Genomic DNA, 25,538 nt, shown 5'->3' on the forward strand with positions numbered 1-25,538 from the left:
TCCCCGCGTCCGGCAGGCTCTTTTTCTGGTTTTCGTGATCATCGGCGCGACGTGGGGACTGGCAACAACGGATGAGGTCAATGGTGAGGCGTGTGTGGATCGTTCTGGTGGGTGCAGTGATGTCCGGGCTGGCGTTAAGTTGCCGGGCCGACTGCATCGATGACGCCGCGCGCTCTCATCACGTGAACGTGCGGCTCGTCCGCGCGATTGCCACCGTCGAGTCCGGGCAGCGTCCGGACGTCGTCCATCTGAATGCCGACGGCAGCATCGATATCGGACTGATGCAGATCAACAGCCGGTGGCTCGCAACGCTCTCGCGGTTTGGCATCTCGCGCACCGATCTTCATGACCGCTGCACCAACGCCTATGTCGGCGCATGGATCCTGTCGCAGAACCTTCACCGACTCGGCGTGAACTGGGACGCCGTGGGCGCCTACAACGCCAGGGCGCACGAGAAGCGCATCGCGTACGCACGCCGCGTGTATCGGGCACTCAACACGGCAGCCTCACACCTGCCTTCTGCATCGTCCGATCCCACGATCGTTCAGCAAGGTGCGCCGGCTTCCGGGCTGATCACGAAGCTGTTCCAGCCTCTCACATGGGGAGGTGTTCGATGAGCCGGTTGACGTATGAATACGCGATCGAGGTACTGAACGACTACCTCGGTCCGCTGCAACCGATGCTCGCGGACCCCGACGTGCAGGAAATCATGGTCAACCGCGCCGACGCGATCTTCGTCGAGCGCAACGGGAGCGTCGCATACGTCGCCGGGTGCGCGCTCGATCCCGATGCGCTCGACCGGGCCATCACGATCCTCGCGAACGTCAATGCAAAGGAGCAGACGCCGCTGCTCGACGCGCGCCTGCCTGGCCTGCGCCTCGCTGCCGCCCGTCATCCGGTTGCCGTACACGGCGACACGATGTCGATCAGAAAGCATTCGCGTCGACGTATTGGACTTGCCGACTATGAGCGCAGCGGCGCGTTCGATGTACTTCGGGGTGCGTCGCCGCTCACCGCGCGCCACCGCCATACCGCGCTGCTGGAGCGTCTGGCTGCGGGTGGCGCTGCCCTGCGCGAGTTCTTCGAGTGGGTCATGCGCGAGCGCATCAATGTCGCGTTCTCCGGTGCCACTTCCTCCGGCAAGACCACACTGCTCAACGCGATGATCGATGCCGTACCGCAGGCAGACCGCGTCGTCACGATCGAGGACACGGCCGAGCTGCAGGTGCATACGCCCAATCACGTCGCGTTCGAGACCAATCTCGGCATTACGATCCGCGACCTCGTGCGCTTCTCGCTGCGGGTACGCCCGGACCGGATCATCGTCGGTGAAGTCCGGGGCGCTGAAGCTTTCGACCTGATGGAAGCGCTGAACACCGGACACCCCGGCTCCATCGTCTCGTTCCATGCCGACTCGTCCGACACCGCGCCCGCGCGGCTGGAATCGCTGATTCGTATGAGCGACGAAGGCCGGCTCCTGTCGATCGACGACCTGCGCCAGAAGATCGCCTCCACATTCCGGTTCTTCGTGCATGCCGAGCGTCAGGGTGCAGTGCGTGGCCCGGTCGAAATCCGCGAAGTGCTCGGCGCCGGGAATGGGCGCTACCAGACCCGTTGTCTCTTCTCCCGTTTCGCTTCGCATGAGGAGATGGTCCATGCATGATCAGCATCATCGCGCCCGCCTGCCACGCAGCGCCAGCCGGGTCATCTCCGCATTCTCCCAGCACGGCGCGGATCTGCGCGATGCATGGCGAACCCTCGTCGTCCGGCACCAGCGGGCGGTGCGCCTGATTTTCGCAGCCCTCTGGCTCGGCACGATTCCCGCCATTGCGCATGCCGGCATCTGGAACGGTGGCCTGTGCACCGTCTACCAGGACGTGCTCGATAACGAACTGCTGGAGGTCGTCTCGCTCTCCGCGCTCGTCGGCTCGATCGTGCTGTGGCTGCTCGACGACGGCCGCAGCAACATCAAGACGCACGTGCTGCGCGGCGTGCTCGGCACGCTGGCGATCCTGAACATGCCGCTGCTCTGGGCGCAGGTGTTCAACCATGGTGCCGCATGCACGGGCAGCATCTGACGGGAGTCCGGTATGGAAACACTTCGCACAGCCAGCCATGACGCCTTTGGCGAACAGCCCGAGCCGCAGGATCCGGTCGACCCGCTTGCCTCACGAATCCGCAAGACCATGCTCGAACAGTTCCTGCTGCTCGGGATCGACCGCAAATGGTGCATTGCCGAATGCGCCATCGTCATCACGTTCGCAGCAGGTCTGCGTAACGGCTGGGTGCTGCTCGCGGCACTGGTCACGCATCCCGTGCTCTGGCTCGCAGTCCGGCGCGACCCCGACCAGATCCGCTGCTATACGAAATATAGCCGTCAGGGCGACTACTACGAGCCCCGCCAGTTGCTGCGCCAGAAGATCAACGCCCGACCGAAAGGCTTTGCCCGGGGGATGCCGTGCTGAAGCCCTCTGTCACGCTCTCGCCATTACCCCTCTCTCCGTACGATGCGGAATCGCTTTCGCGGGTCGCGCAGCGTACCGATGGTGACCGTCGCTCCACCGCCGAGATGGTGCCGTGGCTGTTCCGCTTCAGTGACTCGCTGATCGTCAACAAGGACTCGTCGGTGATGGCGACGTATGAGTTCTCGGGCCCCGATGCCGATGCGCTCTCGACCGGCCACGTGCTCGAACTGATGGACAACCTCATCACGTCGCTGCGCGATATCGCGCGCCGGCCCGTGACGATGTGGTGGACGGTGCACCGCCGCCGCAGTGCCCGGTATCTGAGCGCGCCGATGCCCGACCCCATCTCGCAGCGCGTTGACGATGCACGGCGCGACACGTTCGAGCGCGGTGCGAACTACGCGAACCGTCACTTCGTCACGTTCGCACTGGCTCCCGAAGTCGGACTCGATCGGTTTGCGGGCAAGGTCACGCACGGCATGACGCATGACCGGTTACCGATCGTGCAGTCGCTGATTCAGGCGGTGCGCGGTACCTTTTCCGACCAGTACCTTTTCGCGTATACAGCTTCGGAACTGGCTGCCGTCGTCGATACCTTCGAGAACATCCTGTTCGGATTCGTCGCCGGCAATCCGCGACTTGCCTGCCGTCGACTTCGCGGTGACGCACTGGGTGCATTCATGCACGCGTGCTGCTCGCCGCCCGGTGACCACGTCGCTGCCGTGCCGGTACCGGATATTCCCGCACTGGATCTCGCGATGTGCGATACCGAGGTCCGCCCCGGTCACGACTATCTGCACTTCTACTCGCACGGACGCCAGCGCTTCGCGATCGCGGCCGGCATCCCTGCCCGGCGAGACTTCTGGCCGGACAGCGTACGACCCGCGAGCCTCGACGGCCTGCTGAAGGTGCCCGGGGAACTGACGGTCAGTCACTGCTTCCGGCTCACCACGCCGACGGCCGCGATGCGCTTCATCGACAGCGTGCGTCGCTATCACGAGGGGCGGCGGCTCGACACGCGCTCGCTGCTGGCCGCCACGCTACGCGGTGGCGACACCTCAGGCGCCCGCCAGAACCAGTCCCGCTCGACTGCCGCGGACGATGCCAACCGGCGTATCGGCAAGGTCGAGATGGCCGAGGAAATGTATGGGTACTACAACCTGTCAGTCCTTTCCTTCTCGCCCGTTTTCGAGACCACGCCGTTCGATGATGACGTCACCGTCGAAACGGCGTGGGCGCAGGCAGTCACGACGCACCGGGCCGTCGAGGAAGCGCTGCGCGCGGCACACTTCACACCGGTACGCGAAACCCTCCACGCTTTCTCCGCCTTCGCGACGACCATCCCGGGCATGTGGCGCGAATGCGCGCGATGGTCGTTCATCGACACAGCGGCATTGGCACGACTGCTGCCACTGCGCGGCGTGTCGGACGGGCACCGGATCAACGCGCATCTGACGAAAGAGACCGGCACGGTGTGCCCCGCGCTGGCCGCCTTTCCGACCGAGTTCGGCACGCCCTACTGGTTCACTGCGTTCCTCGCCGACGTCGGGCACATGCTGATTTGCGGGCGCACCGGTTTCGGCAAAACGATTTTCATGCTGCTGTGCGCGACGCTGTTCCGCAAGTATCCGGATGCGTGGCTGTACGGGTTCGACAAGGATCTGTCGATGCGTATCCCGACGATCCTCCAGGGCGGACGATACCTGCAGTTCGATCATGACGCAGCCGACGCTTCCGATGACGAACGTGCACAGATGAACCCGCTCGTGCTGCTGGCGGACCTCCGGCACCGGGAATTCCTCGTCGAATGGATCGTGATGCTCGTCCAGCAGCGTGGCACCTACCGGGTAACGGCGGGAGACCGCCGCGAGCTCGAAACCGCGCTCGCCGCCACGCGCAGCCGCAGCGACCGGCGACTGTGGCGACTGCGTACGGTCCACGCGTCGCTGCCCGCCGGTCCACTTGCCGACGAACTGGCACTGTGGGTTGGTCCAGCCGTCCACGCGCACTATTTCGACAATGTGCACGACAGCTTCGACCATGACTCGAACGCTGGCCGCTGGGTATCGATGGCGACGGACCGGATTCTCGCCAATACGGCCATTGCCCGCCCGTTCCTGTCGTACGTGACGTACCGCATCCAGGATTCACTCGAACAGCGGCGCGCCGCGGGTGTCATCGGTCCCACGCTCGTGATGCTTCCGGAAATCTGGAACCTGCTCGACGACGATACGTTTGCCGCGCAGATCGGGAACTGGATCGTCACGATGCGCAAGAAGCTCGGCTGCGTGTGGATGGATGCCCAGTCCCCCGAGCAGGTCTCGACCTCGAAGATCTGGCCGCAGATCCGCGACAACGTGCTCGTGCGCGTGTTCGTGCCGGTCGAAAATTTCACACCGTCCGCGAAAGCCGCTTACCAACGCGATTTCGGCCTGTCCGACGCCCAGATCCGCATGATCCAGCAGCTCGTCGCCAAACGCGACTACTTCGTGACCGAGCAGGGCGGCGCGTCACGTCGCATCTCGGTGCCACTGGACCCCACGTCGATCGCCATCCTGCGATCCGAGATGAGCGCCCAGCTCATGTTCAACCGGCATCTGCATTCCGGGCGCCCTGACTGGAAAGATCGCTACATCGAGGAAGCGATGAATCAGTCCAGCGGGAGTGCGATTTCAGCATCGGAACAGGAAGCCCATCATGCGTAAGCCAACGATTCCCGGCGCGGCGCTCGTCGCTGTCCTTTCGATGATGCTGCACGCGGGTGTGGCGCGCGCCGGTGGTGGCCTTGACGGGGGCGCCACCGAAGTCACGCAGTTGCTGAACCATGCCGAGCTGGCTTCTTCGGTCGCCCAGCAGGCGCAGATGGTCGAGCAGAACGTCCAGGCACAGATCACCCGCCTGCAGCAGTACGTCACGATGGTCCAGAACCTGAAGCAGGTTCCCACATCACTGATCGACCAGACCATCGCTCCCTACCGCACACAGCTTGCGAGCTTCCAGTCGTTGTCGACCGCCGTCACGCAACTGCAGCAGGCGGCCACTGCCACGAATGGGCTCTTCGGTCGCAGCCTCTCCGAGATGAACACGACGGGCATGTCGCCTTCGCAGTGGCTGTCGGCCTACACGTCGCTTGCCTCGACACGTGGCGGTCTGTATCAGCAACAAATGACACAGGACATGCAGAACCTGGACACGCTCACGCAGCGCGCGCAGAACCTGCAGCAGATCCAGTCACAGATCCCAGGCGTCACGGGCAATGTGCAGGGCCTGCAGATGCTGAACCAGCAGTCGAATGTGCTCGCTGGCGAGATGGTCGACCTGCATGCACTCGTGCAGCGCCAGGTTGCGCAGCAGATGCAGGACAGGATCGCACAGTCGCAGGCCCAGGGCAACGCGGCACAGCTTGCTGCCGCCCGTGCGGCCGCGCTCGGCCAGACCAACCAGCAGGAGCAGCAGACGACGCAGGGCGCGCCCGACTTCGATCTGCTGCAGGACCAGTAGGAGAACCAGGGATGTTGCTGCGCTGGCTGATCCGCCATCTCTGTGCGACGCCCGCCGAGTTGCGCGTGGTGCTCCACGCCCTGCAGCAATACCGCCTGCACAGCCGCGTGCCGTTCGAAGAGCGTGATCCGCACTGGTCGTTCGACCGCCGCATCACCCGCAGCGCGCGGCTGTCGCTACTCGTCGGACTGCTGGTCGTGCACGTCGAGAGCCCACAGGTTTTTGCGGCGGCCTGGATCGCGCTGCCGCTTGCCCTGCTGCTCGCGTTGCTGCGGCTCGGCGGCGCCCTGCGATAGCGAACCGCTCGCCAGGGTGCAAACACGTCACGACCATGAACGACGTCATTTCCGTGCTCAACACCCTATTCGCTGCGATGCAGGCGAGGGGGACGAGCCTGCAGACGCTCTTTCTGTCCGACGGCATGGATCTGCTGGCTGCGCTCGGCCTCGTCATGGCGACGTGGCACGTGTTCCTGTGGCTGCTCGAAGGCGACTTCCCCGGCTTCTTCGCGAACATGTTCCGGCATCTGATCCGGTGCGCGGTGATTCTCGTGCTGCTCACGGCCTGGTCCAGCACCGTGCACAGCTATTTCGTCGACAACATGCAGACGATGGCGTCCCGCGTGTCGGGTGGCGAGGGCAATCCCGGCGACCTGCTGCGCGCGCTCGTCAACGCCGCCTCGACCATCATGCAGGGTGTGCGGACAGAAGCGGCCCAGGTGTGCGAGCAGGTGCCGGACATCACGCCCGACGGTGTGGTGATTCCGAACACCGACCATCAGGTGTGCGGAGCCGCGAATGATGCCGGGGCGAACTCCGCGGGCCTTAACTCCATCTGGACACTGGTCAAAAATCTGCCGCTGATCCTGCTCGCGTTTCTGGCAAAAGCGCTCGCGGTCATCGCCATTGCGTTGATGACGATGATCTTCGTGGTGGTCGTGCAATTCGGCTCGTTCCTGCTCGACATTGCCTTCTGTCTTGGACCGGTGCTGATTCCCTGGTATGTCCTGCCAGCGGGCGAATTTCTTTTCAACGGATGGCTTCGCTTCACGATTTCCGCAGGACTCTTCAAGGTCGTCGCGTGGCTCATGATGGCAATCGTCGACAGCGGTGTACTGCCGGGTATCCAGAGCCTCGTGCAGCAGGCCGCCGCGCAGAATGGCACGAACAGCGATGCCTACTACGCGACGAACTACCTCGCGATGCTCGCGCTCGCGCTGGTTTGCGGTGTCGGGGCTTTCATGATGTGGCAGGTGCCGGATATCGCACGCGCTCTTGTGTCGGGCAGTGGCGGTGGCGGGTCCGCTGGGTTCGGCAAAGGGTTACTCGGCCGCAACGTTACGCCCAAGCCGTTAAGGTGAATTCAATGACGCTGATGCCTCGAACTTTCCTGAATGACATAGTAGGTTGTCCGCTCATCGTCAAGGCGCCGCTGCCGCTCCATGTCGGCGCGAAGCGACTCCTCTCTCTCCTTCGGTGTGGTGCTGATCCACGCCCAGGCAATGAATGCGATTGCGCCCGCAAGCATCATCGCGACGCCAAAATGGTGTGCGCCGACCTGATACACGACGAACGCCGCGAACAGCAGGATCGGCAGTACGAAATAGAGCAGGATGATCTTGAGCTTGGCCATGGCTGCACCCTCGCAGCAGGTGAACTGGATCCCAGTGTAGCACTGCGGGCACGCCCGTGCCGGAGGGACTAGGCGATGCGCAAACGCGTGCACACCTCTTCCGGCACCGAGTTATCGGGTGCCGAGCTCTCGCCTCCACAGAATACGGGAGAGGCAGTCTCAGCCTGGTTTGCGGCATTCCAGCGACCCATCTGGGAAAAGCGGCTCGCGATCAAGGTGGCTGCCGCATTCGCGCTGATTGCCGCCGGTGAATGCGCGGCGCTGATCGTGCAGAGCGCACACAGCGGTCCCCGCCCCTATTTTGTCGAGCACGACGAGAAAAGCGGCGCAGTGTGGGTTTCGGACCGTTATGCGGAAACCTACTCTGTCACCGCGGCGAACGAGCGTTATTTCCTCGTGAAGTGGGCCTCGCGCGTGTTCACGATCGAGGCGGACAGCCAGGATACCCTCACCCGTCAGATACCGGCAGCGTTCGGCTGGACGTCGGGTGCCGCGACGCAGGAACTCGAAACGTACATCACCGTAACCGATCCGGTCCCGCAGCGCGTCGTGCAAACGCCTGGCCTCACGCGCGAATTCATCGAGAACTCGACGTCGTTCTCGCCGGATGGTCAGGTCGCTTACCTGATCTTCACGCTGATCGAGAGCGTGAACGGCAAACCATCCCGACCGAAACAGATGCTGCTCACGGTCAGCTTCCTGCTCGCGCCCGAAACGCTGAAACCCGGCGAAGAAAAGGACAACCCGATCGGGCTGCGCATCACCCACTTCAGCCTCACGCCCTATGCGGGCGTCAATCCGGGAGCAACGCAATGAATCCCGTCGTTTCCGCCGCGTGCTGCGCGGCATTGTTCACCGCATGCTTCTGCCCAGCCGCGGCGCAGGTCGCAGCGTCAGAACCAACGCCCCCTGCACCGCTGCCGGCCAGTGCAGTGACAGCCATCACCTCGCAGCGGACTGTGAATACGAGGCCCACGCCAGCGCCGCATCTACGAGCCCCGCATCCCTCGACTTCCCGCGCGTCTGCGTCCCGAGCTTATATCAACGGCCCGTACCCTGCACCGGATGATTCGTCGCTGGTGGTCTATGACTATGATCCGGATTACCGGTATCCCGTCCTCGTGCGCACGAACGAAGAGACCCATCTGGTGTTCGGTCCCGACGAAGAAGTCGTTGGCGTCTACCTGTCCGACACCGGCAAGCGCTGGCTCGAACATACGGCCCTCACGAAGCGCGACGTATTCATCGAGGCGCGCCTGCCCGCACTCGACAATGCAGCGACGGTCATCACGACGCGCCGGCGCTACGAACTGGACCTCCGTTCGTCGGACCATGACGCGGCGTATCAACGCGTCTCCTGGCACTATCTGGATACCGACGCGCAGATGACCGCGGGACAGGTCTCGCCCTTCGGCATCGAATACCCGGGCAACGTTCCAGGCGCCAATTCCGCGGCGCGGGCGGATGGAGGCGCACCAGCGGACTCATCCGCGTCAGGCGACGCGCGCGCGGCTGGCCCGCGCATCCCCCTCGATCAAGCGAACTTCGACTATCGGGTCGAAGGTAGCGCACCGTTCGCTCCGGTGACAGTGTTCGATGACGGGCGCTTCACGTACCTGCAGTTTCCTCACCATGCCGAGCTGCCTGCCATCCTCGTCATGGATGAAAAAGGCCAGGCCGAGATCGCGAGCTTCATCCCGCTCGGGGGCGACTTCTTTGAAGTGCAGCAGATCACGACGTACGGTCTGCTGCTAAGACGCGGCAAGGAGGAAGTCCGGGTCTTCAACGGTCGCGGTCACGGGTGTGGCCTGTTCGGCTGTGACTCCGCCCGCATGAAGAACGTCTACGGGAAGTCGTGACCATGGCCGCTCCCGAAAACAGCAGCGCCCCGCTCACGCAGGAACCGACGAAACTCACGCGTATTCGCCGCAATCTCGCCAAAACGCTGCTGATCGTCCTGTGCTCGGCGCTGCTGGCGATCGTGCTCGTCCATGCGCTGTCCCATCCCCACGAGACCGCGGCCGAACGGCGCGAGCGTGAACAGATCGAGGCGGACGCCCGGCTGCCCAAGGCTTCGCCAGATGCGATCCGCAAGCGCCTCGAGGACCAGCGCAACCTGGCACTGGCGCGTGCGGGTGATGCGGCATCGGGTGCGAGTGCCCCGCTGGGCGGCACGCCACTCGACGGCATCCCAAAAGGCGCACCCGGAGACGACAGCGGACCACTCCCCCGAAACTACCGGAATGGTGGTGAGGCTCCGGGAACGGGCGACGCCGATCGTCTCGCCTTGCAATGGCAGATCGAGGCCATGCAGAGCCAGTCGCTCGTCGCCTACGAAGACACTGGCAGCGGCGCCGGCAACACGGCCGCCAGCAACGTCTCCCTACCCGATCGCATCGCGGGCACCCCGTCGCAACGCCCGGACCAGCAGACGGCGGCGGACCACGCCTCTACGAGCGGCGTCGGCGAATCGCCCGCATCGGGACGGTCCTCCATGAGCGTATCCAGTGCGACCGATCATCGGAACGCCGACTGGATCAGGCAGCAGGGCGAAGGAAACGACGACAGCGCACCGCTGTTCCCGGTCCCTGTCGGTTCACCCTACATGGTGATGGGCGGTACACCGATTCCCACCGTGATCCTGCAGGGCGCGAAGAGCGATATGCCCGGTACTTTCCGCGCGATGGTCGATCGCGATATCTACGACAGCATCGACGGAAGCTGCCTGCTGATTCCGAAGGGCACGCGGATCCTGGGTCGCACGAATAACGATGTGGCGATCGGTCAGGACCTGATGCTGATGGCCGCCACGCGGATGATCTTCCGCCACGCCTCGATGCGGCTCGACGGCCTGACCGGCAACGACCCCGATGGTGAAGCCGGTGTCAGCGCCGACGTCAACAATCACTTCTTCAGGATCTTCGGATCGACGTTCCTGATTGCAGGTGTAGCGGCCTGGATCGGTCACAACCAGAGCCAGTCGAACGGTACGACGATCAACATCAACGGCGGCGTGTCGACCGATCTGTCGGAGGCAGCCGCGCAATCGCTGTCCCAGACCACGCAGACGATCCTTCAACGCAACATGAACATCCAGCCGACGCTGCGGCTGGAACCGGGTCAGCGCATCACGTTCATCACGCAGCGCGACATGCTGCTGCCGCCCGGCACCACTGACGGGAATTGCCATCGATGAAAACCTTCACCGCCCTGCTTTCTGCAACCGTGCTGCTCACTGCCTGTCTGCTTCAGTCAGCCTGCGCCGAACCACCGACCACGACGGGTCCGGTCTACGATTTTGACTGGCATCTGGACGGTGACACCGCAGTCCGGCCATACCAGGTATTCGACGACGGCCAGCGGATCTACCTGCAGTTTGACGATCCGAAGCGCGTGCCCGCCATCCTGGCAGATACGCCAGGCGGACCATTGCTCCTGAGTTGGCGCCCTGACCCGCCCTACGTCGTCGTCGATCAAATGGAAATTGCGCTGGTGTTCCGGGAAGGAAATCGCATAGCGCGTGCCGAGCGCGCGAGCCACAATGGGCCGCCAGCGAGCGCGCATTTCGGCTCTGCGGGACCGCGCCGCCTTACACTGTCGAGCCCCACGGGTCTGCGGCCGTGACCCACAGGCTCGCACCCGCAGTCTATCTGTGGGGTTGCTTCGGGTGACGCGGCTGCCGACCGGGCCTGACAATCAGATTCGATACTTGCGTATTCGCGCGACAGGTCGTGACCCCTGTCTGGAGGAAACATCACTCCGCCAGCCTAGTTGTCGTCCCCGAGTCTCGCCGGAATATCCATCTGTTGATGAAGGATGCGAATCACGTCAATCAGTGCCGTCGACTCCCTGAAAAACACGACATGCATTCCGACCAGCGCTTTCCTGTAGCCTTCGCGCACATCTGCCGCGGACAGACTCGGCTGAGTACCATCGGCCAGCCCGGAAATGGTGCTTTCGATGCCCAGGATGTAATGCTCAGCCTGCGTCTCTCCCCATCTCCCGGCCGTGTAATCCCAGATGTCGTCAAGGTCACGCTCGGCCGCAGGAGAGAGAACATAAGCCTTCATGCGGTTCTGTTCCGCTTGCCTGCAATGTACTTGCGAAAATCAAACGGGCGCGACGGCCCGGACTGCTCGCCTTCGATCAGGGCGTTTCGCAGCGCCTCCAGCCTGGCTTCCTCGGTCTCGAGCAGGCGCAAGCCGGCGCGCACAACGTCGCTCGCCGTGCTGTAGCGGCCACTGCGCACGCGATCATCGACGAATTCCGAAAAGTGTTCACCGAGTGTGAACGACGTACTTTTGCTCATGGCCCGAACCTCCTACATCAAGAATACCAATTTCCGGTATTTGGTGTCGAAAAATCTGGCCCGGATGGCTCGGATTTGCTGTGGCAATGCCGCATGACAGTCAAATCGGACTGCTTTGACTGGTTAGCGCGCAGGGCGCTTTGGTCGGGAGAACCCCTCTCCTCGGGGCATCACGTTCGGTCCCTTTATATCTGGAATCCCCAGACATGTTCTGTGGATAGCCGAAAACCATGTCGCGCAGTGAGCGGGAGCCCGACTTCGTGGGAGGGAACATCAGGCCGTCGCGTCGCGCAGCGCTTTTGCCTGGAGTCCAGCGAGTTGGGCAAGCGCATCCGCCGCACGCTCGACCGGTACAAAAATGTGATCGTGAAACGCGGCGGCCACGACATTGCAGCTGATGCTGGCCCGGGTCAGCGCCTCGGCGACCGCCGCGGTGAGCCCGACGGCCTCCAGATCGGAATGAACCGTTAACGTGATCCACGCTGCGCGGAAAAGCACCGGCAAGCCTTCACGTAATGCTGTCTGCTCGTCGATGATGATGGTCAGTCCTTCGCGCTCGCGAAACGTTGCCACGGGCGCCAGTCGCGACACGTCCCTGTCCGGCTGAACGGATGAAAAGATGTAGGCACCATCGTTCAGCTCCGGCTGCATCGACGCCAGCAACTGCTCAAGTTTCGTAACCGGTTGGCTCACCGCGCTCCCCGTCGGGTAGGAAGTTTTGTCGGACTGGAATACCGGCTGTCACGGTCGGTATCCAACACTCACTAACACGATATTGTGAACGAATCAGAAACATATCCGGCATTCTGATGAGCTCACGTGACATTACACTGCAGGTTCCCGCCAAAGTCCCAATCTCACGGATTCAAGCTCAAAGAGTCAACCGAGCGGACCTCTCGCTCATTCCCGAATCCGGCCGGAAGCCACACTCCAGTCCGCCGGCATTCCCGAATATAACGTATTACACATATTATTAGTTTTCAAGTCCTTCTTTGCTTTCGTCTGTCCACGCACACTTGCCGCATTTCAGGGTGGGAGCGGCAGTGACAAGGCAGCAAGGCGAGCATGAACAACTGGTCAAGGCAATCGGGAAGGCGATTTCTACCCGACGCAGGGCGCTCGGCCTGACCCAGGAACAGCTGTCCGAAGCGGCTGGTCTCGCTCAGGCATCGCTCTCTCACATCGAACGTGGGGTGACGTCCCCCAGCCTCGAACGCCTTGCACAGCTCGCCGGCATTCTTGAGTGCCGGCTGTCGGATTTTCTGGGGGAAACCGCCACCGGTCCGGCCGACCGCGCAATGCGCATCCATCAGAAGCTCTCGGTACTCACCCCGCTCCAGCAGGATGCACTCGAGCATCTCATGGATGAAGCCATCACCCTGACCACGAATGTCCGGGCCACTGGCAAGCGGCGCCCGCGCAAACAGAACCCATAACCACACCGACGGTCCAGCGGTGCGCCGTTTCCCTATATGCTCACCCGCGCGGCGGCGATCTGGGCATGCCCTGAATCTGCGCGCTACCCGCGGTATTCGCTTTCACCGGATCTGCCGTCTGGATAGATCACCCGCGACGAACCCGGTACGGATCAGACAGTGAAACAGCGTGACATATCGTGAGATTGCATTGAGCGCCGATATATTCATCTGGACTACGAACAATCCATAACAACAGGTTGCCTTGACTTTTTGGTGTTGCCGGCTACGATTCACAACTGAAGTTGCCCGCTGGAATTCGTCCAGCATCCTTTGCAGTACCGTCGCCCGTGCGACACCTTTTGCGGTTGCGCTTCATCCCGTCGTCTGGACCACCGCAGGTCACCTGACCGGAAGCTTCCTTGTTGACCCGTCTGGGGAATTGTCATTCCCCGACGCGGGTATGGCGATTCCCTTTTTTCGTTCTGGAGAATCGTCATGAACCAGTCTGTCGAACCCCGCAAGTATTTCGATCTTCATCTGCGTGGCCTCGGGTATCTCTCCCGCGTCCGCGACGTCGCCTCGCGTGGCAATGGCCGCAGCAAGGCCAAACCCTTTCTTGCATGCTCGATCTCCGCGTTTCATGGCGATCCGAACGTTGATAACGGCATCGTCTATCTTCCGCTCGACCTGATCGTCTCCGGCGAAAAGGCAAAAGAAGCAGTTCGCTCCGTCATGGATGACGCCAATGATCGGGGCGCGAAGGTGCTCGTCGCCTTCCGGTCTGGGGACCACTATATCCGTACGTTCGAACGCACCGGCAATCGCGCTGGCGAAACGGGCTCCGTCCTCAAAGGGCGTCTTCTCAAGCTCTTCTGGATCAAGGTCGACGGCCAGGAAGTCTGGCGAGACGAAGGCGACGACACCGAAGCGGGTGCCGATAGCTCGCGCGAAATCGTCGACGGGCGTGAGTCATCGACGGAACATCGCGATGACCGCGGCACCCCTGAAGTCGGAGAGCCGGTCGACGGGGGCAAGGATGAAGACTCCGGTGAAGGTGCGCCGGCAGTTGACGCAACCTCCGGACCCGCCGCTCCGCGCACCAACCGCTATCCGCCACTTCGCCGCCAGGGCGGCGGCAACATCCGCCGACCTGCTGCCGGCAACCGGTAAGCGGCAACAACATGGTCCCCGCCCCGCGCGGGGACTCATCTCTACGCCCGGCCGTTCAGCCGGCTTTCCGGAGCGACAGACGTGAGCTGCTCCGGAAAGCCGGTATGGTCCCGCCGATTCCCCTCCGGGTCCACGGTGGCCCCGTCACGCCGTGACGTTTGTGCCGGACAGATCGTCCCGGCCAGACAGATGCCTGGCAGTTCACGATCTGCCAGGCGTTATCCGTGAGTCACCGCGCTGGTCAATGACGGATAACCGCTTCACTGCTGGCCTGCCAGTTGCGGGCCCGTCCGTCGCCACGTCAGGCGACGCATTTTGCAGCCCTGTCCGGCGCCTCCGTCTGCGCGGCTGCGCCTGGTGAACCAGCCAGGTCCGGATAGCCTTCCCAGCTTTGGGTGTTCGTATGGCCGACGGCCCGTATCAGCGAGGCAGTCCCTGCGCCCTTTCGTACCCACCTTCCTGTCGCCTACTCGCGGACCAGCATCCGCCTGACCGGTGGCATTCGTCTTCTTCAACCCACGCGGGGAATGCGCTTCCCCGTGCAGGGGCAGTCGTCCTCCGCATCATTCTGGAGGATGTCATGAACCAGGCTGCTGAAACACGTTCCATCGTCGCCACCCTCGTGCCCGAGGAGCGCCGTATGGAAATACTCCCGCGTTACCTTGGCAGGCACATGATCCGCGGTGAGATTGCCGTCTACGCCGCAATGGAATCACTTTGCGATGCCTACCGCGGCGGGTTCTGGGACTATGTCGAGCTGTCTAACAGCGCGTTCTATATGAGCCCCCGCATGGATTGTCAGCTGAACATCAGTTGCGACGGCAACGGCTACGCGGGCGAAATGAGTTGCGATGCGGCTGGCATTGTCGCGACGCTATTCGCGCTGAACGCCATGGCGTGGTCAACCGAAGACGACGCATTCACCGATCTCTATCACAGGCTCATCGCCTTCGTACCCTCTCACCCCGAGGCGCGCGAGATCTTCGCCGCCATCGACTGACTCCGTCCACTCCTCAACCCTTGCGGAACGCAGCCCGCAGGGGCGCGTCTCCGCGCTTCTTCCCGGAGACAACCATGTCAACCTGTGCGCTCCTTGCTCCCCGGCCATCCGGCGCGCGATACGCCCTGCCCGAGCCCGGCATGCTGGGCCATGCGGCGAGCTGGCCCGATGAGAACAGCGATTCGCCGCGGCCGGTCTTTGCGTGTCGCGACGGTCGATCGCTGCCGCGCTATACGGACCAGAACGTCAATCTTCCCGACGGCCTCTATCTCGGACTATTCAATGGACGCGACGAGCCGTTCAGCGCATCGCTCGCACCGGGTTTCGATGGCCCCCTGATAGGCAGGTTGCGCTACTGCCATATGGTCGAAGCGCGCGAAATGAGACTCGAATTTCTTGACCCATTCGAAGGCCGCCTGTTCTTTCCCGACATGGAAGTCGTCGCAGGGCCTGGCGGTCACGTCCCCACGGGCAGGTTCGCACTACCGGTCCAGCTCGGGCTCACCTCCGGCGCAATCATGTTCGATGACCGGTACTTCGCCGACTGGACGGTTTTCGTCATCAGTTCGGTACGCACCGTCATCGGTCGCGACCTTCGCTCGCAGCAACGGGTGTAGCCGCGCCCCTGTCGTAACCTGACTCGCGGCATCGCCGACTCACATCACTCCTTCCCGCACCGGCACAACGGTGCATTCCCCGCGGCGTATCGTCCCCGCCCGGGAATGATGCGCCGCTTCACTCCACGAGGTGCATCATGGGATGGCTCTTTGGTCATGGGCAGACCCGCTCACAACTGATCGAACGTCTGACCCGCTACGAAGAACACAACGGCACGACACACCGCTGCCTGCGACACTGTACCAGTGGCAACGTGCTCTGGACCGTATGGGAAATTACGCGACCGGGTGAACTGCCGTTCCGCTACATCGGCTGCGATCTGCTCGCGTGGGATAAAGGCTGCGCAGGCTGGGGCTACAAGGATATGTGCGAGGACATGGAGCCCTTCTATTACTCGTGTCCTCTGGCCTATCTCGACATGGTTCCACCTGTCTCACCCGGATGGCGTGATCAGGTCCGCGCATGGCATGCCGCACGCTCGCGCACCCTCACGCCGGGTGACGTCCTGACGCTCCGCGGACTGTCGATCGATGAAGCCGTCGTAGTCGGCCGGCAGCGCCGCACGTGGATCGTCGAAAGCGGCGGTCGGCTCTTTCGTTTTCCGCCGCGGCTTTTCCGTCACATCACCGGTCAGCGGCATGCAGACGAACCTGCTCCGCAACCCGCCGGGTAATCATCTTTGCCGTTCCGTTGCGCCTGGCTGCCATGCCAGGCGTCATTCCAGGCGCGTGTAACACGCGCCTGGAATGACCCGTTCCTGCTGATCTGCCCGATGCAGATCCGTGCGTCGCCACGTTAAGCGACCCCTGCAGCTGCTTTCCGTCGCCACTGTCTGCGCGGCTGCCTGCCCGACATCGACATCCGGAACGGGCAGACGGAATTCATCCGCACCTTATCTTTCCCAACCGGCGGGACGCCATGCCCGCCAGGGACGATCCCGCCTCACCTCGTGGAGGCATCATGATTTCCCTTTCCGGCACGCTCGACGTGCGCACCATCAAGGGCAGCAACGGCCCGTTCCAGGTTGGCGAACTCACGACGTCCGTCGGCGAGTTCAAGGTCAAGGACAAGGTCCTCGAACAGTTCGAGCCCGGTGCTTACACGGGCACGTTTCTGATCGACAAGATCTACCCGCACAGCTACGTCTGGTACGGGAAGGTCACCGTCGAGATCCGCGCAAGACTCGCCGACGTCCAGCTCGACAACGACGAACCGTTCAGCGAGATGGGGCAGGTACCCGCCTCGACCGAACCCGATCCGGCGGACGAGGAACGCGTGCCAGACACGGTAGCCAAACCGCGCGCGGATGAATCGGCCGTCACCGCGCACGCTGGAAGCGAGTCCGGTGAATTGTATCTGCCCGACCTCTTCGGCACCGAACTGGCCGACGCCATCGTCGCGGGCGACCCTGTGAAGCTCGACCCTACCGTCGACCGCGGCGTGTTTCGTCAGCAGCGCGACCAGCTTCGCGCGTTCGGCTACGCCTTCCAGGCCTCCACGCAGACCTGGCTGAAGGCGTGACTTCCCGATCGCGGGCGTGCCCTGCGACTTCTGTCGCACGGCACGCCCGTCCCTCTGCACTCCCAAGGAGATTCACATGGCCCTGATCTTCCCCCGCCTCGCCAGAAATTTCATCAGGAACGGCTATTTCCCGACTGACGTCGTCACGCTCGGCCGGATTGTCCCCGCGCTTGCACTGGCCGATCCTGAGCGTCCGGTCCGGCTGCTCGATCCGTGCTGCGGCGAAGGGGCTGCGTTGCACGACCTGAAGGTTGCGCTCGCAGAACTATCCGCGACACCAGATGCCATCCGGGCGTTCGGCATCGAATACGACCGCGAGCGCGCCTGGCATGCGAAGGGCGTGCTGGATACCGTGGCGCATACCGACGTCCACGACATGTTCATCACGACGCGCAGCATGGGCCTGCTGTTCCTCAATCCGCCTTACGGCGACGTCGTTTCCGATAAGGCACAGACGGGCGAGCATCAGCCGAACCGGCTCGAGAAGCTCTTCTACCTGAAAACGGTCCCGTGGCTCGCATTCGGCGGCGTGCTCGTGCTGATCGTGCCGCACTACGTCATGGATCGCGAGTTCGCGACCATGATCGCTCGCAACTTCACGCATGTCGAGGTCTTCCTCGCTCCCGACCAGACGTTCAAACAGATCGTCCTCTTCGGTGTCAAACGGCGTGCCGATGGCGTGGACAGTGCACTGGCGACACGCCTCGCCCGTATCACCGAAGGCGAGTTGCCACCGGAACTACCCGGGCACTGGCCGGCAGCCCCGTATTGCATTCCTTCGACCGCCGGCGAGCACGCGTTCCTGTCTACCCGGATCGACGCGCCGCAGCTTGAGCACGAAGTGGAACGCCTGCAGGGCGCCACGCTCTGGCCGCAGTTCGCCACGATGTTCGCTTCGAAGGCAGTCGTGCCGCGCCGACCGCTACGCGACCTGTCCGACTGGCACCTAGCCCTGGCGCTCGCGGCCGGCCAGATCACCGGTGTGGTGACCGGCACCGACGGCACGCGCCTGTTGATCCGCGGCGACACCATCAAGCAGAAGGAACAGGAGGTCCAGATCGAGGAAACCGACAAGGGCGACATCCGGACCACGATCCTGATGCGCGACCGGTTCGTCCCGACGATCGCTGGCATCGACTTCACACCCGGCCCGAATCTTGGCCGCATCGTCACGATCCACTAGACCGGATCCCTTCTCAACCCCGCGGGGCCTTGCCCCGCAGGGGCGGGTTCCGTGATGACAGGACATGCACCATGACTGACACACCGCTTACCGCGCAACCCCTTCCCGCCTTCATGGTGGGCTACAGCCTCGATCGCACACACCGGATTGTCGTCGGCATCCGGGCGGCGAACTCCGGCGCTGCGTGTGCGACAGCACATGCGGCATACAAGGCCGGTACGCTCTGGGACGACACTCCCGACAGACCGCTGCTCTACGACGACGATGAAGAGATCGACGGGCAAAGCGTGCAGTTCGATGCCACGCCGGTCGACACCTGGCCGCCCGCCCATCAATCGGTCGCCGCCTGGAAGCTGCGGAGCGCCGCTCCATGCCTGCTCGCACTGGTCCGCCTTGTCGACTGCCGGCTGCCCCTCGCAACGTCGATCAGGACGTGGCATCCCGATGCCCTGCTGACGATGACCCTCACGGTTGGCCAGGCGCGCGAGCTTCGCGCGCTGCTGGGAACGCTGACAGCCTGCTGACCGGCCGGCGCTCATTTCAATCCCGCATTTCAATCCCGCATTTCAATCCCGCATTTCAATCCCGCATCTCAATCTCTTATGCGCCCTGTCCAGGGCACTTTCCCGGGGCGTCACGAGCGACGTTCGGGGAAAGCGGTTTCCGTGGTCCCGACTCACAGCATGCATACCCCGCTGGTCTGCCGGTAGCCGACCCGTCGTCGCCCGTTACGCGACACCTTCCGTTGTCCCCCGCGGCTTCTTTCCGGCGCCTTCGTCTGCGCGGCTGTGGCTTCCTTCGGGAAGCCCCGGAATTTCCCTTCAACCCGTCCGGGCCAGCACCCGGCAGGTGCTCCGGACATTCATGCTGGAGCATCCCCATGCTGTATCCCGTCAAGGAACTGCAGGACATCTTCGTCGATGCCTGCGTGCGTGCCCCCGATGGCGAACTCGCCTTCATTTCCGTATTCGGCCGTGATGGCGCCGTCCAGCAACTGTACGCGTCGCTACATCTGGGTATCCAGGAAGGCGGTATCCGCCAGATCACCCTGCTCGATCCCGACACCGGTCAGACACTGGCCGAGGTTCCTGTCGGCGATCCACGGCGGCTCGACAAGTACAGCGGCCGCCTACCGAAGGACAACCTGTTCGGCAATCTCGTTCACACGTGGATCTATGACGAAGCGCTTCTCAATCCGTCGAAGGCCACCGGCTCAGCGTGGCAGCTGATCGACCGCGAAACCCAGGCGCACGACGTCGGGTCACTCGAAGTCCGCACCTGGTCTCTGATCGAACAGCTCAGCCCGCTACCGCTGCTGCCGCACTGGCGTGCACTGGTCCTCGGCACACTCGGAGAACGGCTGGTCAATAGCCTCGACCAGACACCCCACGCGCCCATCGGGCGTATCCACGCCTCCTGGATCTCACTTCCGGACTCGTTTGCCGAAGCGATTTCCGGCTTCGTTCGCAACGGCTCGCTCGGGCTTGACTGACCCGCCCGGGCGTGATCCCGGCGGCCTTCGCCGGCCGGTCTTTTCTTTTCAACCTGCGGAACGTGCGCGTCTCCCAGGCGAGACGCGTCGCCCGCGCCTTATGGAGCACATCATGGCCAACAACTACTACGACGGCACGGGCGTCCTCATGCTCGATCATGTCACCCCTGTCATCTCCGCGCTCTTCGGTGCCTTCCTGCTCGACCCCGACTGGCCTGGCAACGGCCAGGCCTACATCGCCCGGATTTCGGAAACCAGTGATGCGACATGGAGCGACATTCGCAACGGGCTGATGGGTCTCGCTGCGCAGCTCGACCTTCCCTGCCCGGAGGAAGATGAAGTCCCCCTGGCCACCCTGCTGCAACTGCTGGCTGGGCGTTTCCGCGTCGATAACGATGGGGAGCTCAACAACCTCGTCGACCACCATGCATTCGAAGACACAGCAGACCTCGAAGCGCTATTCACGATAGCGCTCTGTTTCGACGATGGCCACGGTCTGCGCGCTATTCAGTTCGAAGGCTGCTGGCACTGCAGCAAGCCCCGCCTCTTCGAATTCGGTGGAAACGGCACGTTCATCAGTCGCGAGGTGATCCTCTACGGCGACAGCCGCCAGCCGATCGAATTCGGAAGTGGGTTTCGTGAAGCACTGGTTGCCGATGATATCGACAGCGCCACGACGATGCTCGCCACGATGGTGAGAAAAACGCTTGCCGGTATAGGCGACGACGTTGCGCGAGAAACGCTAACCATCCAGTTGGACACATTGCTTCAGGATACCAGTAGCAATCCTGATTAACTACTGCCCAACGTGGGCTCCGCTCTCCTTTCCTTTCTCAACCCGGCGCGGGCAGACATCGCCCCCGCAGGGAGATGTTTTCCGGCGCCTCTTCTCCAGATGAGGTCTCTCATGGAAACCCTCCAGTTAGCAACCGAACCGGCCAGCAATTCCGCTGGGACCGATGATGCAGTATCGGCCGGTGAAGCCTCAACCGGCGAAACGTCCATCATCGCGTTGCCGGATTTCATTTCGAACTTTGGTGCTGGCCTGCTTGACACCGTACGTGAGCAGAATCCCTCCATCTACGACGGCCAACGGCCCGCACACTGGGACGTCCTGCTCAATGGCCTCTCACGCCAGCCTTTTCCGGCACAACGTGAGGTCATTCATGCGATCACGACACTGCTCACGCAGCACGCACCGGGTGGTGTCATCAATGCGGAAATGGGAACCGGCAAAACGCTCATGGGCATCGGCGTGGCCGTCCTGCTGCATCACTGCGGCTTTCCGCGCACGCTCGTCATCGCGCCACCCCACCTTGTCTACAAGTGGCGACGCGAAATCAAGGCCACAGTGCCCGGTGCACGCGTCTGGATCCTCAACGGCCCGGATACGTTGCGCAAGCTCCTGCAGTTGCGCGTGATGCACTCGAAACCTTCGGTGCCGGAGTTTTTTATCCTCGGCCGCGTGCGCATGCGCATGGGATTCGACTGGAAGCCTGCCTTCGCGCGCCGTGTTGCCACACTCGATATGGAAACCGATGCGATCACGCGCGTCTTTGCATGCTGCCCTTCATGCGGGGAATTCGTCTGCGATGAAGACGGCAATCCGCTGACACCTACCCTCGCCCGTACCGCGCTCAACGAAAAGCGCCGCGCATGCGGTTGCGGCGAGAGACTGTGGACGCTGGCGCCCAAAAGCCAGGGCACGCGATCGATGCGCGAGCTCGTGAAAGGCGCCTTGCTGCAGATGCCCACCGTTGGTGAGAAAACCGCCGAACGCCTGCTCTCGCGTTTCGGCGAATCGATGCTCGCTGACATGCTTCAGGACAATGTGTTCGAGTTCATCAACCTGATGGACGACAGCGGCGAACTCGTCTTCTCCGACCGGCAGGCCCGACGCATGGAGCGCGCGCTGGCCCACACGGAAATCTCGTTCGGGCAGGGTGGCTATCAGGCGTCGGAGTTCGTCAAACGCTATCTCCCGCAGGGTTACTTCGGCCTGCTAATCGCCGACGAAGGCCATGAGTACAAGAATGAGAATTCCGCCCAGGGTCAGGCAATGGGCGTCCTTGCCCGCAAGGCGTCGAAAACCCTCCTGCTCACCGGCACGCTGATGGGCGGCTACGCGGATGATCTGTATCACCTGCTCTATCGCCTGAATCCGTCAATGCTGATCGAGGACGGCTTCAACTACAACAGCAACGGCTCGATGGCTGCCGCAACGATGGCTTTCATGCGTGAACATGGCGTGCTCATCGATATTCACAGGCAGGTCGACGAAGGTTCGCACCGCACCGCGAAGGGCGATCGCAAGAGCGTCTCGACGATCAAGGGCCCGGGCTTCGGCCCCAAGGGCATCATGCGGTACGTCGTCCCCTATACCGCCTTCCTGAAGCTCTCGCAGATTGGTCAGAATGTTCTGCCGCCCTACGACGAGTCCCTGCTGCCGGTCGCGTTGTCGGAAGAGATGGCCGCAGCGTATCGATCGCTCGAATCGACGCTTACGACGGAACTGCGTGCCGCGCTGCGCTGCGGCGACAAGAGCCTGCTGGGTGTCGTGCTTAACGCACTGCTCGCGTGGCCGGAATGCTGCTTTCGTCCAGAGCTGGTGCGACACCCACGCACGAAGCGGATTCTCGCCAGTGTCCCGGCCCTGCTGCGTGACGACCAACCCGGTCCGAAGGAAGCCGAACTGTTGCGGCTTGTTCGCGGCGAACTGCTGAATCGCCGGCGTACGCTGGTCTACACAACCTATACCGGCACCCGCGATACATCGGTACGGCTGAAGAACCTGCTTGATGCCGCCGGTGTCAGGGCCTCGGTGCTTCGCGCGAGTGTTGCCGCAGAGAAACGTGAGGACTGGGTCGCCGATCAGCTGGAGCGTGGTGCGGAGGTCATCATCACGAACCCCGAGCTGGTCAAGACCGGGCTCGATCTGCTCGAATTCCCGACCATCGCCTTTCTCCAGTCGGGCTACAACGTCTACACGTTGCAACAGGCGGCACGACGAAGCTGGCGAATTGGCCAGACCCTCGACGTGACGGTGCGTTTCCTCGGATACGAAGGCACGGCGCAGATGCGTTGCCTGAAGTTGATGGCACAGAAAATCGCGGTCTCGCAGTCGACTTCCGGCGACATGCCGGAATCTGGTCTCGACATCCTCAACCAGGGCGGTGAAAGCATCGAAGTCGCCCTCGCCCGTCAGCTCATCAATCAGGAATAGCCGGTACCACAGGCTCCGCGGCCACTCATCATTCCATGTGGCGCGGTGACGTGGCAGCCCTCGCATTGTCTGCATGCGGGTCCGACGACCCGCTTCGCTTTCCCCAACTTCTGGAGGTCATCATCATGATCTGTTTCAACGCTTCCGATCTGCGTCCTGTGCTCATCGAAGCCAGGTCCCAGGGTTGTTCCGTCGTTCTCGTCAAGGACCAGGGTGTCTACATGATGTCCGAGAAGAGCGACGCCACAGCCAATGGTCAGCCGCGACTGATCGCGTATGCCGTCGGATGTAACCCCGACACGGTCCATTCGATGAGTGGTGGCATCGCGGACGCACAGAGTTCGGCGGTGACGATTTCGCGGAGTACCTTGATCAGGACGACGCCGTCTTTGACCGGGTCATCCATGACCGGTGCAATCTGGAAATTCGAGCCGACGCGAGTCATCTGTATCTGAATGCGGTCAGACCGGGAACATGACGACCTGGTCCGCTATCGCCCGCCAAAGGAAGGTGTGCTGCCCTGTCCTCGAAAGAGACAGGGGCATTTTTTACTATGCGCCAGGCAAAGCTCGCTCAGGCTGCAGGCGGATGTCCTAAGATGAGGTTGCACGCCACAACGATACCGGATGCTGACAATCATTTGATCAGCTCACCGGGCAGCAGCGCGACCCGAGACTGCGACAGCACCTGTCGCCAGTTCATTACGCCGCGAGCTGACCGTCATGCAGAAGATTCCGTTGTTGTTACGGGTTCAGGCCGTAGTCGTATTGCAAGCCGGAATACCGCTTTCGCGTTGCGGGGTCGCAGCCGCCACCGGGATCATGGTTGCGTTTCTGGCGTGGTATCCGGGACATGACGCCCTCGTGCTGCTCGCACTGCCCGCCGCCTGGTCGAAATCGCGCGGCCGTCTTGCCTGCTTCACGCTCTGGGCCGCCTACTACCTCACAGGCGCACGTGATATTCCGGTTGTATGCGAGCGGTTCTTCGCGGGCTACCACGACCTCAAAGCGCCCGTTGCGTTCGCACTCGGTATCGCCTGCTGGTTACTGCAGGCCCTCGTGCTGGCACTTCCGTGGACCATACTGAAACGCGGTCCGACCGCTTCAGCAGTGAACCATGCGTGGCGCGTGGCGCTCGCAGCACTGGCGGTCACCGTCCCCCCCATTGGCGTCATCGGGTGGCTCTCTCCGCTCCATGTGGCAAGTGCGCTGTATCCAGGCTGGCGGCTCGCTGGAATGGTCCTCGGTATGGCTGCGCTCGGAGTGGCTGGCATGCCGCGATGGACCCGCAAAGTGTGGCTCGCAGGCGCGCTGCTCGCTGCGCTGTCCATGTGTGCTCACTGGCAATGGACGCCACCCGACTCACCCGTCCGATGGACCGCTGTGAATACAGCGCTCGGTCGCTTCGATCAGTCCACCTATCCGTCTCTCTACGCGCGAACGCTGTGGTTACGGGCCGTCGTTGAGCGTGCATTCGCGGGGGGCGCCCGCGTGGTGATCCTGCCCGAAGAGATCGCGGGCTTGTGGCGCCCGGCCATGACTTTATGGTGGCGCCCAGATATCGAACGCATGCGCGCGGCCGGACAGACGCTCTTGATAGGAATGGATATTGGCGTGAGCACAACGCCCTTCCGTTACACCGACAGCGCGGTGGTGACGGGTGCCGGACGCGGCCGGATGGACAGCCGGCAACCTGTCCCGGTCGCGTTATGGCAGCCCGGCGGACAGATCAGCGCAATCCGAGGCGACTTCACCCAGCACTTTCTCACGATCGCCGGCCGGCGTGCTGCGATGTCGCTCTGCTATGAGGACCTGCTCTGGTGGCCACACTGGCGAATGCTGCTGGACCAGCCCGACATCGTGATCAGCCTGTCAAACGGATGGTTCGACGCCGGTCTGGCGCTCCCGGAAATCCAGCAGCAGGGTATCGCGTCAGTGGCGCGTCTCGCAGGCGCCCCACTCCTGCGCGCCACGAACCGATGAATGATCCGCTAAAGGGATCGCTAG

28 protein-coding genes and 1 pseudogene are annotated in these 25,538 nt (G+C 62.8%); 25 read left to right on the top strand and 4 right to left on the bottom strand.

What is annotated here, in order from left to right:
• Positions 1 to 80 precede the first annotated feature (80 nt).
• The 8 genes from QFZ94_RS22735 (at position 81) to QFZ94_RS22770 (ending at position 7,326) form a co-directional block, all read left to right on the top strand.
• Positions 81 to 617, top strand: coding sequence for a lytic transglycosylase domain-containing protein (locus QFZ94_RS22735; protein ID WP_429459659.1), 537 nt, complete (start codon positions 81 to 83; stop codon positions 615 to 617).
• Positions 614 to 1,663: a CpaF family protein gene (locus QFZ94_RS22740; RefSeq protein WP_429459661.1), complete on the top strand. Its 1,050-nt coding sequence runs from the start codon at positions 614 to 616 to the stop codon at positions 1,661 to 1,663. Before QFZ94_RS22735 ends, QFZ94_RS22740 begins: the two co-directional genes overlap by 4 nt.
• The gene (locus QFZ94_RS22745) at positions 1,656 to 2,078 is read left to right on the top strand and encodes a hypothetical protein (RefSeq protein ID WP_429459663.1); all 423 of its coding nucleotides are present in this window, start codon (positions 1,656 to 1,658) and stop codon (positions 2,076 to 2,078) included. Before QFZ94_RS22740 ends, QFZ94_RS22745 begins: the two co-directional genes overlap by 8 nt.
• Before the next feature lie 12 nt (positions 2,079 to 2,090).
• Positions 2,091 to 2,465 carry a VirB3 family type IV secretion system protein gene (locus QFZ94_RS22750; protein WP_429459665.1) on the top strand — a complete coding sequence of 125 codons (375 nt, stop codon included), beginning with the start codon at positions 2,091 to 2,093 and terminating at the stop codon, positions 2,463 to 2,465.
• A 104-nt stretch (positions 2,466 to 2,569) separates the two neighbouring features.
• Positions 2,570 to 5,170, top strand: coding sequence for a VirB4 family type IV secretion system protein (locus QFZ94_RS22755; RefSeq protein WP_429461890.1), 2,601 nt, complete (start codon positions 2,570 to 2,572; stop codon positions 5,168 to 5,170).
• Entirely contained in the window at positions 5,163 to 5,966 is an 804-nt protein-coding gene (locus QFZ94_RS22760; RefSeq protein ID WP_429459667.1) for a conjugal transfer protein TrbJ, read from the top strand. The genes QFZ94_RS22755 and QFZ94_RS22760 overlap by 8 nt, the downstream gene beginning before the upstream one ends.
• A gap of 11 nt (positions 5,967 to 5,977) precedes the next feature.
• Entirely contained in the window at positions 5,978 to 6,262 is a 285-nt protein-coding gene (locus tag QFZ94_RS22765; protein WP_429459669.1) for a hypothetical protein, read from the top strand.
• 35 nt (positions 6,263 to 6,297) lie between these two features.
• Positions 6,298 to 7,326 carry a type IV secretion system protein gene (locus QFZ94_RS22770; RefSeq protein ID WP_429459671.1) on the top strand — a complete coding sequence of 343 codons (1,029 nt, stop codon included), beginning with the start codon at positions 6,298 to 6,300 and terminating at the stop codon, positions 7,324 to 7,326.
• Positions 7,327 to 7,328: 2 nt separating this feature from the next.
• Here QFZ94_RS22770 and QFZ94_RS22775 read toward each other — a convergent pair whose 3' ends face one another.
• Positions 7,329 to 7,598 (bottom strand): hypothetical protein, encoded by a 270-nt coding sequence (locus QFZ94_RS22775; RefSeq protein ID WP_429459673.1) that lies wholly within the window; start codon positions 7,596 to 7,598, stop codon positions 7,329 to 7,331.
• A 75-nt stretch (positions 7,599 to 7,673) separates the two neighbouring features.
• On the opposite strand from QFZ94_RS22775, the gene QFZ94_RS22780 reads away from it, so the two are divergent.
• Genes QFZ94_RS22780 through QFZ94_RS22795 form a run of 4 tightly spaced genes read left to right on the top strand, consistent with a single transcriptional unit; the run spans position 7,674 to position 11,222 of the window.
• Positions 7,674 to 8,414 (top strand): VirB8/TrbF family protein, encoded by a 741-nt coding sequence (locus QFZ94_RS22780; protein WP_429459675.1) that lies wholly within the window; start codon positions 7,674 to 7,676, stop codon positions 8,412 to 8,414.
• Positions 8,411 to 9,457 carry a TrbG/VirB9 family P-type conjugative transfer protein gene (locus QFZ94_RS22785; protein WP_429459677.1) on the top strand — a complete coding sequence of 349 codons (1,047 nt, stop codon included), beginning with the start codon at positions 8,411 to 8,413 and terminating at the stop codon, positions 9,455 to 9,457. Before QFZ94_RS22780 ends, QFZ94_RS22785 begins: the two co-directional genes overlap by 4 nt.
• A gap of 2 nt (positions 9,458 to 9,459) precedes the next feature.
• The gene (locus tag QFZ94_RS22790) at positions 9,460 to 10,794 is read left to right on the top strand and encodes a TrbI/VirB10 family protein (protein ID WP_429459679.1); all 1,335 of its coding nucleotides are present in this window, start codon (positions 9,460 to 9,462) and stop codon (positions 10,792 to 10,794) included.
• On the top strand, positions 10,791 to 11,222 hold the full coding sequence (locus tag QFZ94_RS22795) for a TrbG/VirB9 family P-type conjugative transfer protein (RefSeq protein ID WP_429459681.1): 432 nt from the start codon (positions 10,791 to 10,793) through the stop codon (positions 11,220 to 11,222). Before QFZ94_RS22790 ends, QFZ94_RS22795 begins: the two co-directional genes overlap by 4 nt.
• 143 nt (positions 11,223 to 11,365) lie before the next feature.
• Here the strand turns inward: QFZ94_RS22795 and QFZ94_RS22800 are convergent, their stop codons facing one another.
• From QFZ94_RS22800 to QFZ94_RS22810, 3 genes are all read right to left on the bottom strand, one after another.
• Entirely contained in the window at positions 11,366 to 11,668 is a 303-nt protein-coding gene (locus QFZ94_RS22800) for a type II toxin-antitoxin system RelE/ParE family toxin (protein WP_429459683.1), read from the bottom strand.
• The gene (locus tag QFZ94_RS22805) at positions 11,665 to 11,907 is read right to left on the bottom strand and encodes a type II toxin-antitoxin system ParD family antitoxin (protein ID WP_410850855.1); all 243 of its coding nucleotides are present in this window, start codon (positions 11,905 to 11,907) and stop codon (positions 11,665 to 11,667) included. Before QFZ94_RS22805 ends, QFZ94_RS22800 begins: the two co-directional genes overlap by 4 nt.
• A 273-nt stretch (positions 11,908 to 12,180) precedes the next feature.
• The gene (locus QFZ94_RS22810) at positions 12,181 to 12,600 is read right to left on the bottom strand and encodes an ACT domain-containing protein (protein ID WP_429459685.1); all 420 of its coding nucleotides are present in this window, start codon (positions 12,598 to 12,600) and stop codon (positions 12,181 to 12,183) included.
• Positions 12,601 to 12,950: 350 nt separating this feature from the next.
• On the opposite strand from QFZ94_RS22810, the gene QFZ94_RS22815 reads away from it, so the two are divergent.
• The 13 genes and pseudogenes from QFZ94_RS22815 (at position 12,951) to QFZ94_RS22875 (ending at position 25,514) form a co-directional block, all read left to right on the top strand.
• Positions 12,951 to 13,343, top strand: a complete 393-nt coding sequence (locus QFZ94_RS22815) for a helix-turn-helix domain-containing protein (protein ID WP_429459687.1) — start codon at positions 12,951 to 12,953, stop codon at positions 13,341 to 13,343.
• Between the two features lie 477 nt (positions 13,344 to 13,820).
• Positions 13,821 to 14,495: a DUF3577 domain-containing protein gene (locus QFZ94_RS22820; RefSeq protein ID WP_429459689.1), complete on the top strand. Its 675-nt coding sequence runs from the start codon at positions 13,821 to 13,823 to the stop codon at positions 14,493 to 14,495.
• Positions 14,496 to 15,075: 580 nt separating this feature from the next.
• Positions 15,076 to 15,495, top strand: a complete 420-nt coding sequence (locus QFZ94_RS22825) for an antirestriction protein (RefSeq protein WP_429459691.1) — start codon at positions 15,076 to 15,078, stop codon at positions 15,493 to 15,495.
• 74 nt (positions 15,496 to 15,569) lie between these two features.
• Positions 15,570 to 16,112 (top strand): hypothetical protein, encoded by a 543-nt coding sequence (locus QFZ94_RS22830; protein WP_429459693.1) that lies wholly within the window; start codon positions 15,570 to 15,572, stop codon positions 16,110 to 16,112.
• 137 nt (positions 16,113 to 16,249) lie between these two features.
• A complete protein-coding gene (locus QFZ94_RS22835; protein WP_429459695.1) occupies positions 16,250 to 16,786 on the top strand; it encodes a hypothetical protein in 537 nt (178 codons plus the stop codon).
• Between the two features lie 287 nt (positions 16,787 to 17,073).
• Positions 17,074 to 17,634 (top strand): DUF3275 family protein, encoded by a 561-nt coding sequence (locus tag QFZ94_RS22840; protein ID WP_429459697.1) that lies wholly within the window; start codon positions 17,074 to 17,076, stop codon positions 17,632 to 17,634.
• A gap of 76 nt (positions 17,635 to 17,710) precedes the next feature.
• Positions 17,711 to 18,817, top strand: a complete 1,107-nt coding sequence (locus tag QFZ94_RS22845) for a DUF6094 domain-containing protein (protein ID WP_429459699.1) — start codon at positions 17,711 to 17,713, stop codon at positions 18,815 to 18,817.
• A 71-nt stretch (positions 18,818 to 18,888) separates the two neighbouring features.
• Complete coding sequence (locus QFZ94_RS22850) at positions 18,889 to 19,341, top strand: hypothetical protein (RefSeq protein ID WP_429459701.1); 453 nt, start codon at positions 18,889 to 18,891, stop codon at positions 19,339 to 19,341.
• Between the two features lie 356 nt (positions 19,342 to 19,697).
• A complete protein-coding gene (locus QFZ94_RS22855) occupies positions 19,698 to 20,309 on the top strand; it encodes a hypothetical protein (protein WP_429459703.1) in 612 nt (203 codons plus the stop codon).
• A gap of 112 nt (positions 20,310 to 20,421) precedes the next feature.
• Positions 20,422 to 21,105 carry a hypothetical protein gene (locus QFZ94_RS22860; RefSeq protein ID WP_429459705.1) on the top strand — a complete coding sequence of 228 codons (684 nt, stop codon included), beginning with the start codon at positions 20,422 to 20,424 and terminating at the stop codon, positions 21,103 to 21,105.
• A gap of 111 nt (positions 21,106 to 21,216) precedes the next feature.
• Positions 21,217 to 23,532 carry an SNF2-related protein gene (locus QFZ94_RS22865; protein WP_429459707.1) on the top strand — a complete coding sequence of 772 codons (2,316 nt, stop codon included), beginning with the start codon at positions 21,217 to 21,219 and terminating at the stop codon, positions 23,530 to 23,532.
• 370 nt (positions 23,533 to 23,902) lie between these two features.
• A pseudogene (locus tag QFZ94_RS22870) lies at positions 23,903 to 24,010 on the top strand (DUF3085 domain-containing protein); the annotation flags it as partial.
• 244 nt (positions 24,011 to 24,254) lie between these two features.
• Entirely contained in the window at positions 24,255 to 25,514 is a 1,260-nt protein-coding gene (locus QFZ94_RS22875) for a conjugal transfer protein TraB (RefSeq protein ID WP_429459709.1), read from the top strand.
• Positions 25,515 to 25,538 lie beyond the last annotated feature (24 nt).

This window comes from Paraburkholderia sp. JPY465, from assembly GCF_050436725.1.
Lineage (GTDB): Bacteria > Pseudomonadota > Gammaproteobacteria > Burkholderiales > Burkholderiaceae > Paraburkholderia > Paraburkholderia youngii.

Excerpts from the sequence above, each read along its gene's own strand:
- QFZ94_RS22735 (WP_429459659.1), top strand. The coding sequence starts at position 81 with ATGGTGAGGCGTGTGTGGATCGTTCTGGTGGGTGCAGTGATGTCCGGG.
- QFZ94_RS22740 (WP_429459661.1), top strand. The coding sequence starts at position 614 with ATGAGCCGGTTGACGTATGAATACGCGATCGAGGTACTGAACGACTAC.
- QFZ94_RS22745 (WP_429459663.1), top strand. The coding sequence starts at position 1,656 with ATGCATGATCAGCATCATCGCGCCCGCCTGCCACGCAGCGCCAGCCGG.
- QFZ94_RS22750 (WP_429459665.1), top strand. The coding sequence starts at position 2,091 with ATGGAAACACTTCGCACAGCCAGCCATGACGCCTTTGGCGAACAGCCC.
- QFZ94_RS22755 (WP_429461890.1), top strand. The coding sequence starts at position 2,570 with ATGGTGCCGTGGCTGTTCCGCTTCAGTGACTCGCTGATCGTCAACAAG.
- QFZ94_RS22760 (WP_429459667.1), top strand. The coding sequence starts at position 5,163 with ATGCGTAAGCCAACGATTCCCGGCGCGGCGCTCGTCGCTGTCCTTTCG.
- QFZ94_RS22765 (WP_429459669.1), top strand. The coding sequence starts at position 5,978 with ATGTTGCTGCGCTGGCTGATCCGCCATCTCTGTGCGACGCCCGCCGAG.
- QFZ94_RS22770 (WP_429459671.1), top strand. The coding sequence starts at position 6,298 with ATGAACGACGTCATTTCCGTGCTCAACACCCTATTCGCTGCGATGCAG.
- QFZ94_RS22775 (WP_429459673.1), bottom strand. The coding sequence starts at position 7,598 with ATGGCCAAGCTCAAGATCATCCTGCTCTATTTCGTACTGCCGATCCTG.
- QFZ94_RS22780 (WP_429459675.1), top strand. The coding sequence starts at position 7,674 with ATGCGCAAACGCGTGCACACCTCTTCCGGCACCGAGTTATCGGGTGCC.
- QFZ94_RS22785 (WP_429459677.1), top strand. The coding sequence starts at position 8,411 with ATGAATCCCGTCGTTTCCGCCGCGTGCTGCGCGGCATTGTTCACCGCA.
- QFZ94_RS22790 (WP_429459679.1), top strand. The coding sequence starts at position 9,460 with ATGGCCGCTCCCGAAAACAGCAGCGCCCCGCTCACGCAGGAACCGACG.
- QFZ94_RS22795 (WP_429459681.1), top strand. The coding sequence starts at position 10,791 with ATGAAAACCTTCACCGCCCTGCTTTCTGCAACCGTGCTGCTCACTGCC.
- QFZ94_RS22800 (WP_429459683.1), bottom strand. The coding sequence starts at position 11,668 with ATGAAGGCTTATGTTCTCTCTCCTGCGGCCGAGCGTGACCTTGACGAC.
- QFZ94_RS22805 (WP_410850855.1), bottom strand. The coding sequence starts at position 11,907 with ATGAGCAAAAGTACGTCGTTCACACTCGGTGAACACTTTTCGGAATTC.
- QFZ94_RS22820 (WP_429459689.1), top strand. The coding sequence starts at position 13,821 with ATGAACCAGTCTGTCGAACCCCGCAAGTATTTCGATCTTCATCTGCGT.
- QFZ94_RS22825 (WP_429459691.1), top strand. The coding sequence starts at position 15,076 with ATGAACCAGGCTGCTGAAACACGTTCCATCGTCGCCACCCTCGTGCCC.
- QFZ94_RS22830 (WP_429459693.1), top strand. The coding sequence starts at position 15,570 with ATGTCAACCTGTGCGCTCCTTGCTCCCCGGCCATCCGGCGCGCGATAC.
- QFZ94_RS22835 (WP_429459695.1), top strand. The coding sequence starts at position 16,250 with ATGGGATGGCTCTTTGGTCATGGGCAGACCCGCTCACAACTGATCGAA.
- QFZ94_RS22840 (WP_429459697.1), top strand. The coding sequence starts at position 17,074 with ATGATTTCCCTTTCCGGCACGCTCGACGTGCGCACCATCAAGGGCAGC.
- QFZ94_RS22845 (WP_429459699.1), top strand. The coding sequence starts at position 17,711 with ATGGCCCTGATCTTCCCCCGCCTCGCCAGAAATTTCATCAGGAACGGC.
- QFZ94_RS22850 (WP_429459701.1), top strand. The coding sequence starts at position 18,889 with ATGACTGACACACCGCTTACCGCGCAACCCCTTCCCGCCTTCATGGTG.
- QFZ94_RS22855 (WP_429459703.1), top strand. The coding sequence starts at position 19,698 with ATGCTGTATCCCGTCAAGGAACTGCAGGACATCTTCGTCGATGCCTGC.
- QFZ94_RS22860 (WP_429459705.1), top strand. The coding sequence starts at position 20,422 with ATGGCCAACAACTACTACGACGGCACGGGCGTCCTCATGCTCGATCAT.
- QFZ94_RS22865 (WP_429459707.1), top strand. The coding sequence starts at position 21,217 with ATGGAAACCCTCCAGTTAGCAACCGAACCGGCCAGCAATTCCGCTGGG.
- QFZ94_RS22875 (WP_429459709.1), top strand. The coding sequence starts at position 24,255 with ATGCAGAAGATTCCGTTGTTGTTACGGGTTCAGGCCGTAGTCGTATTG.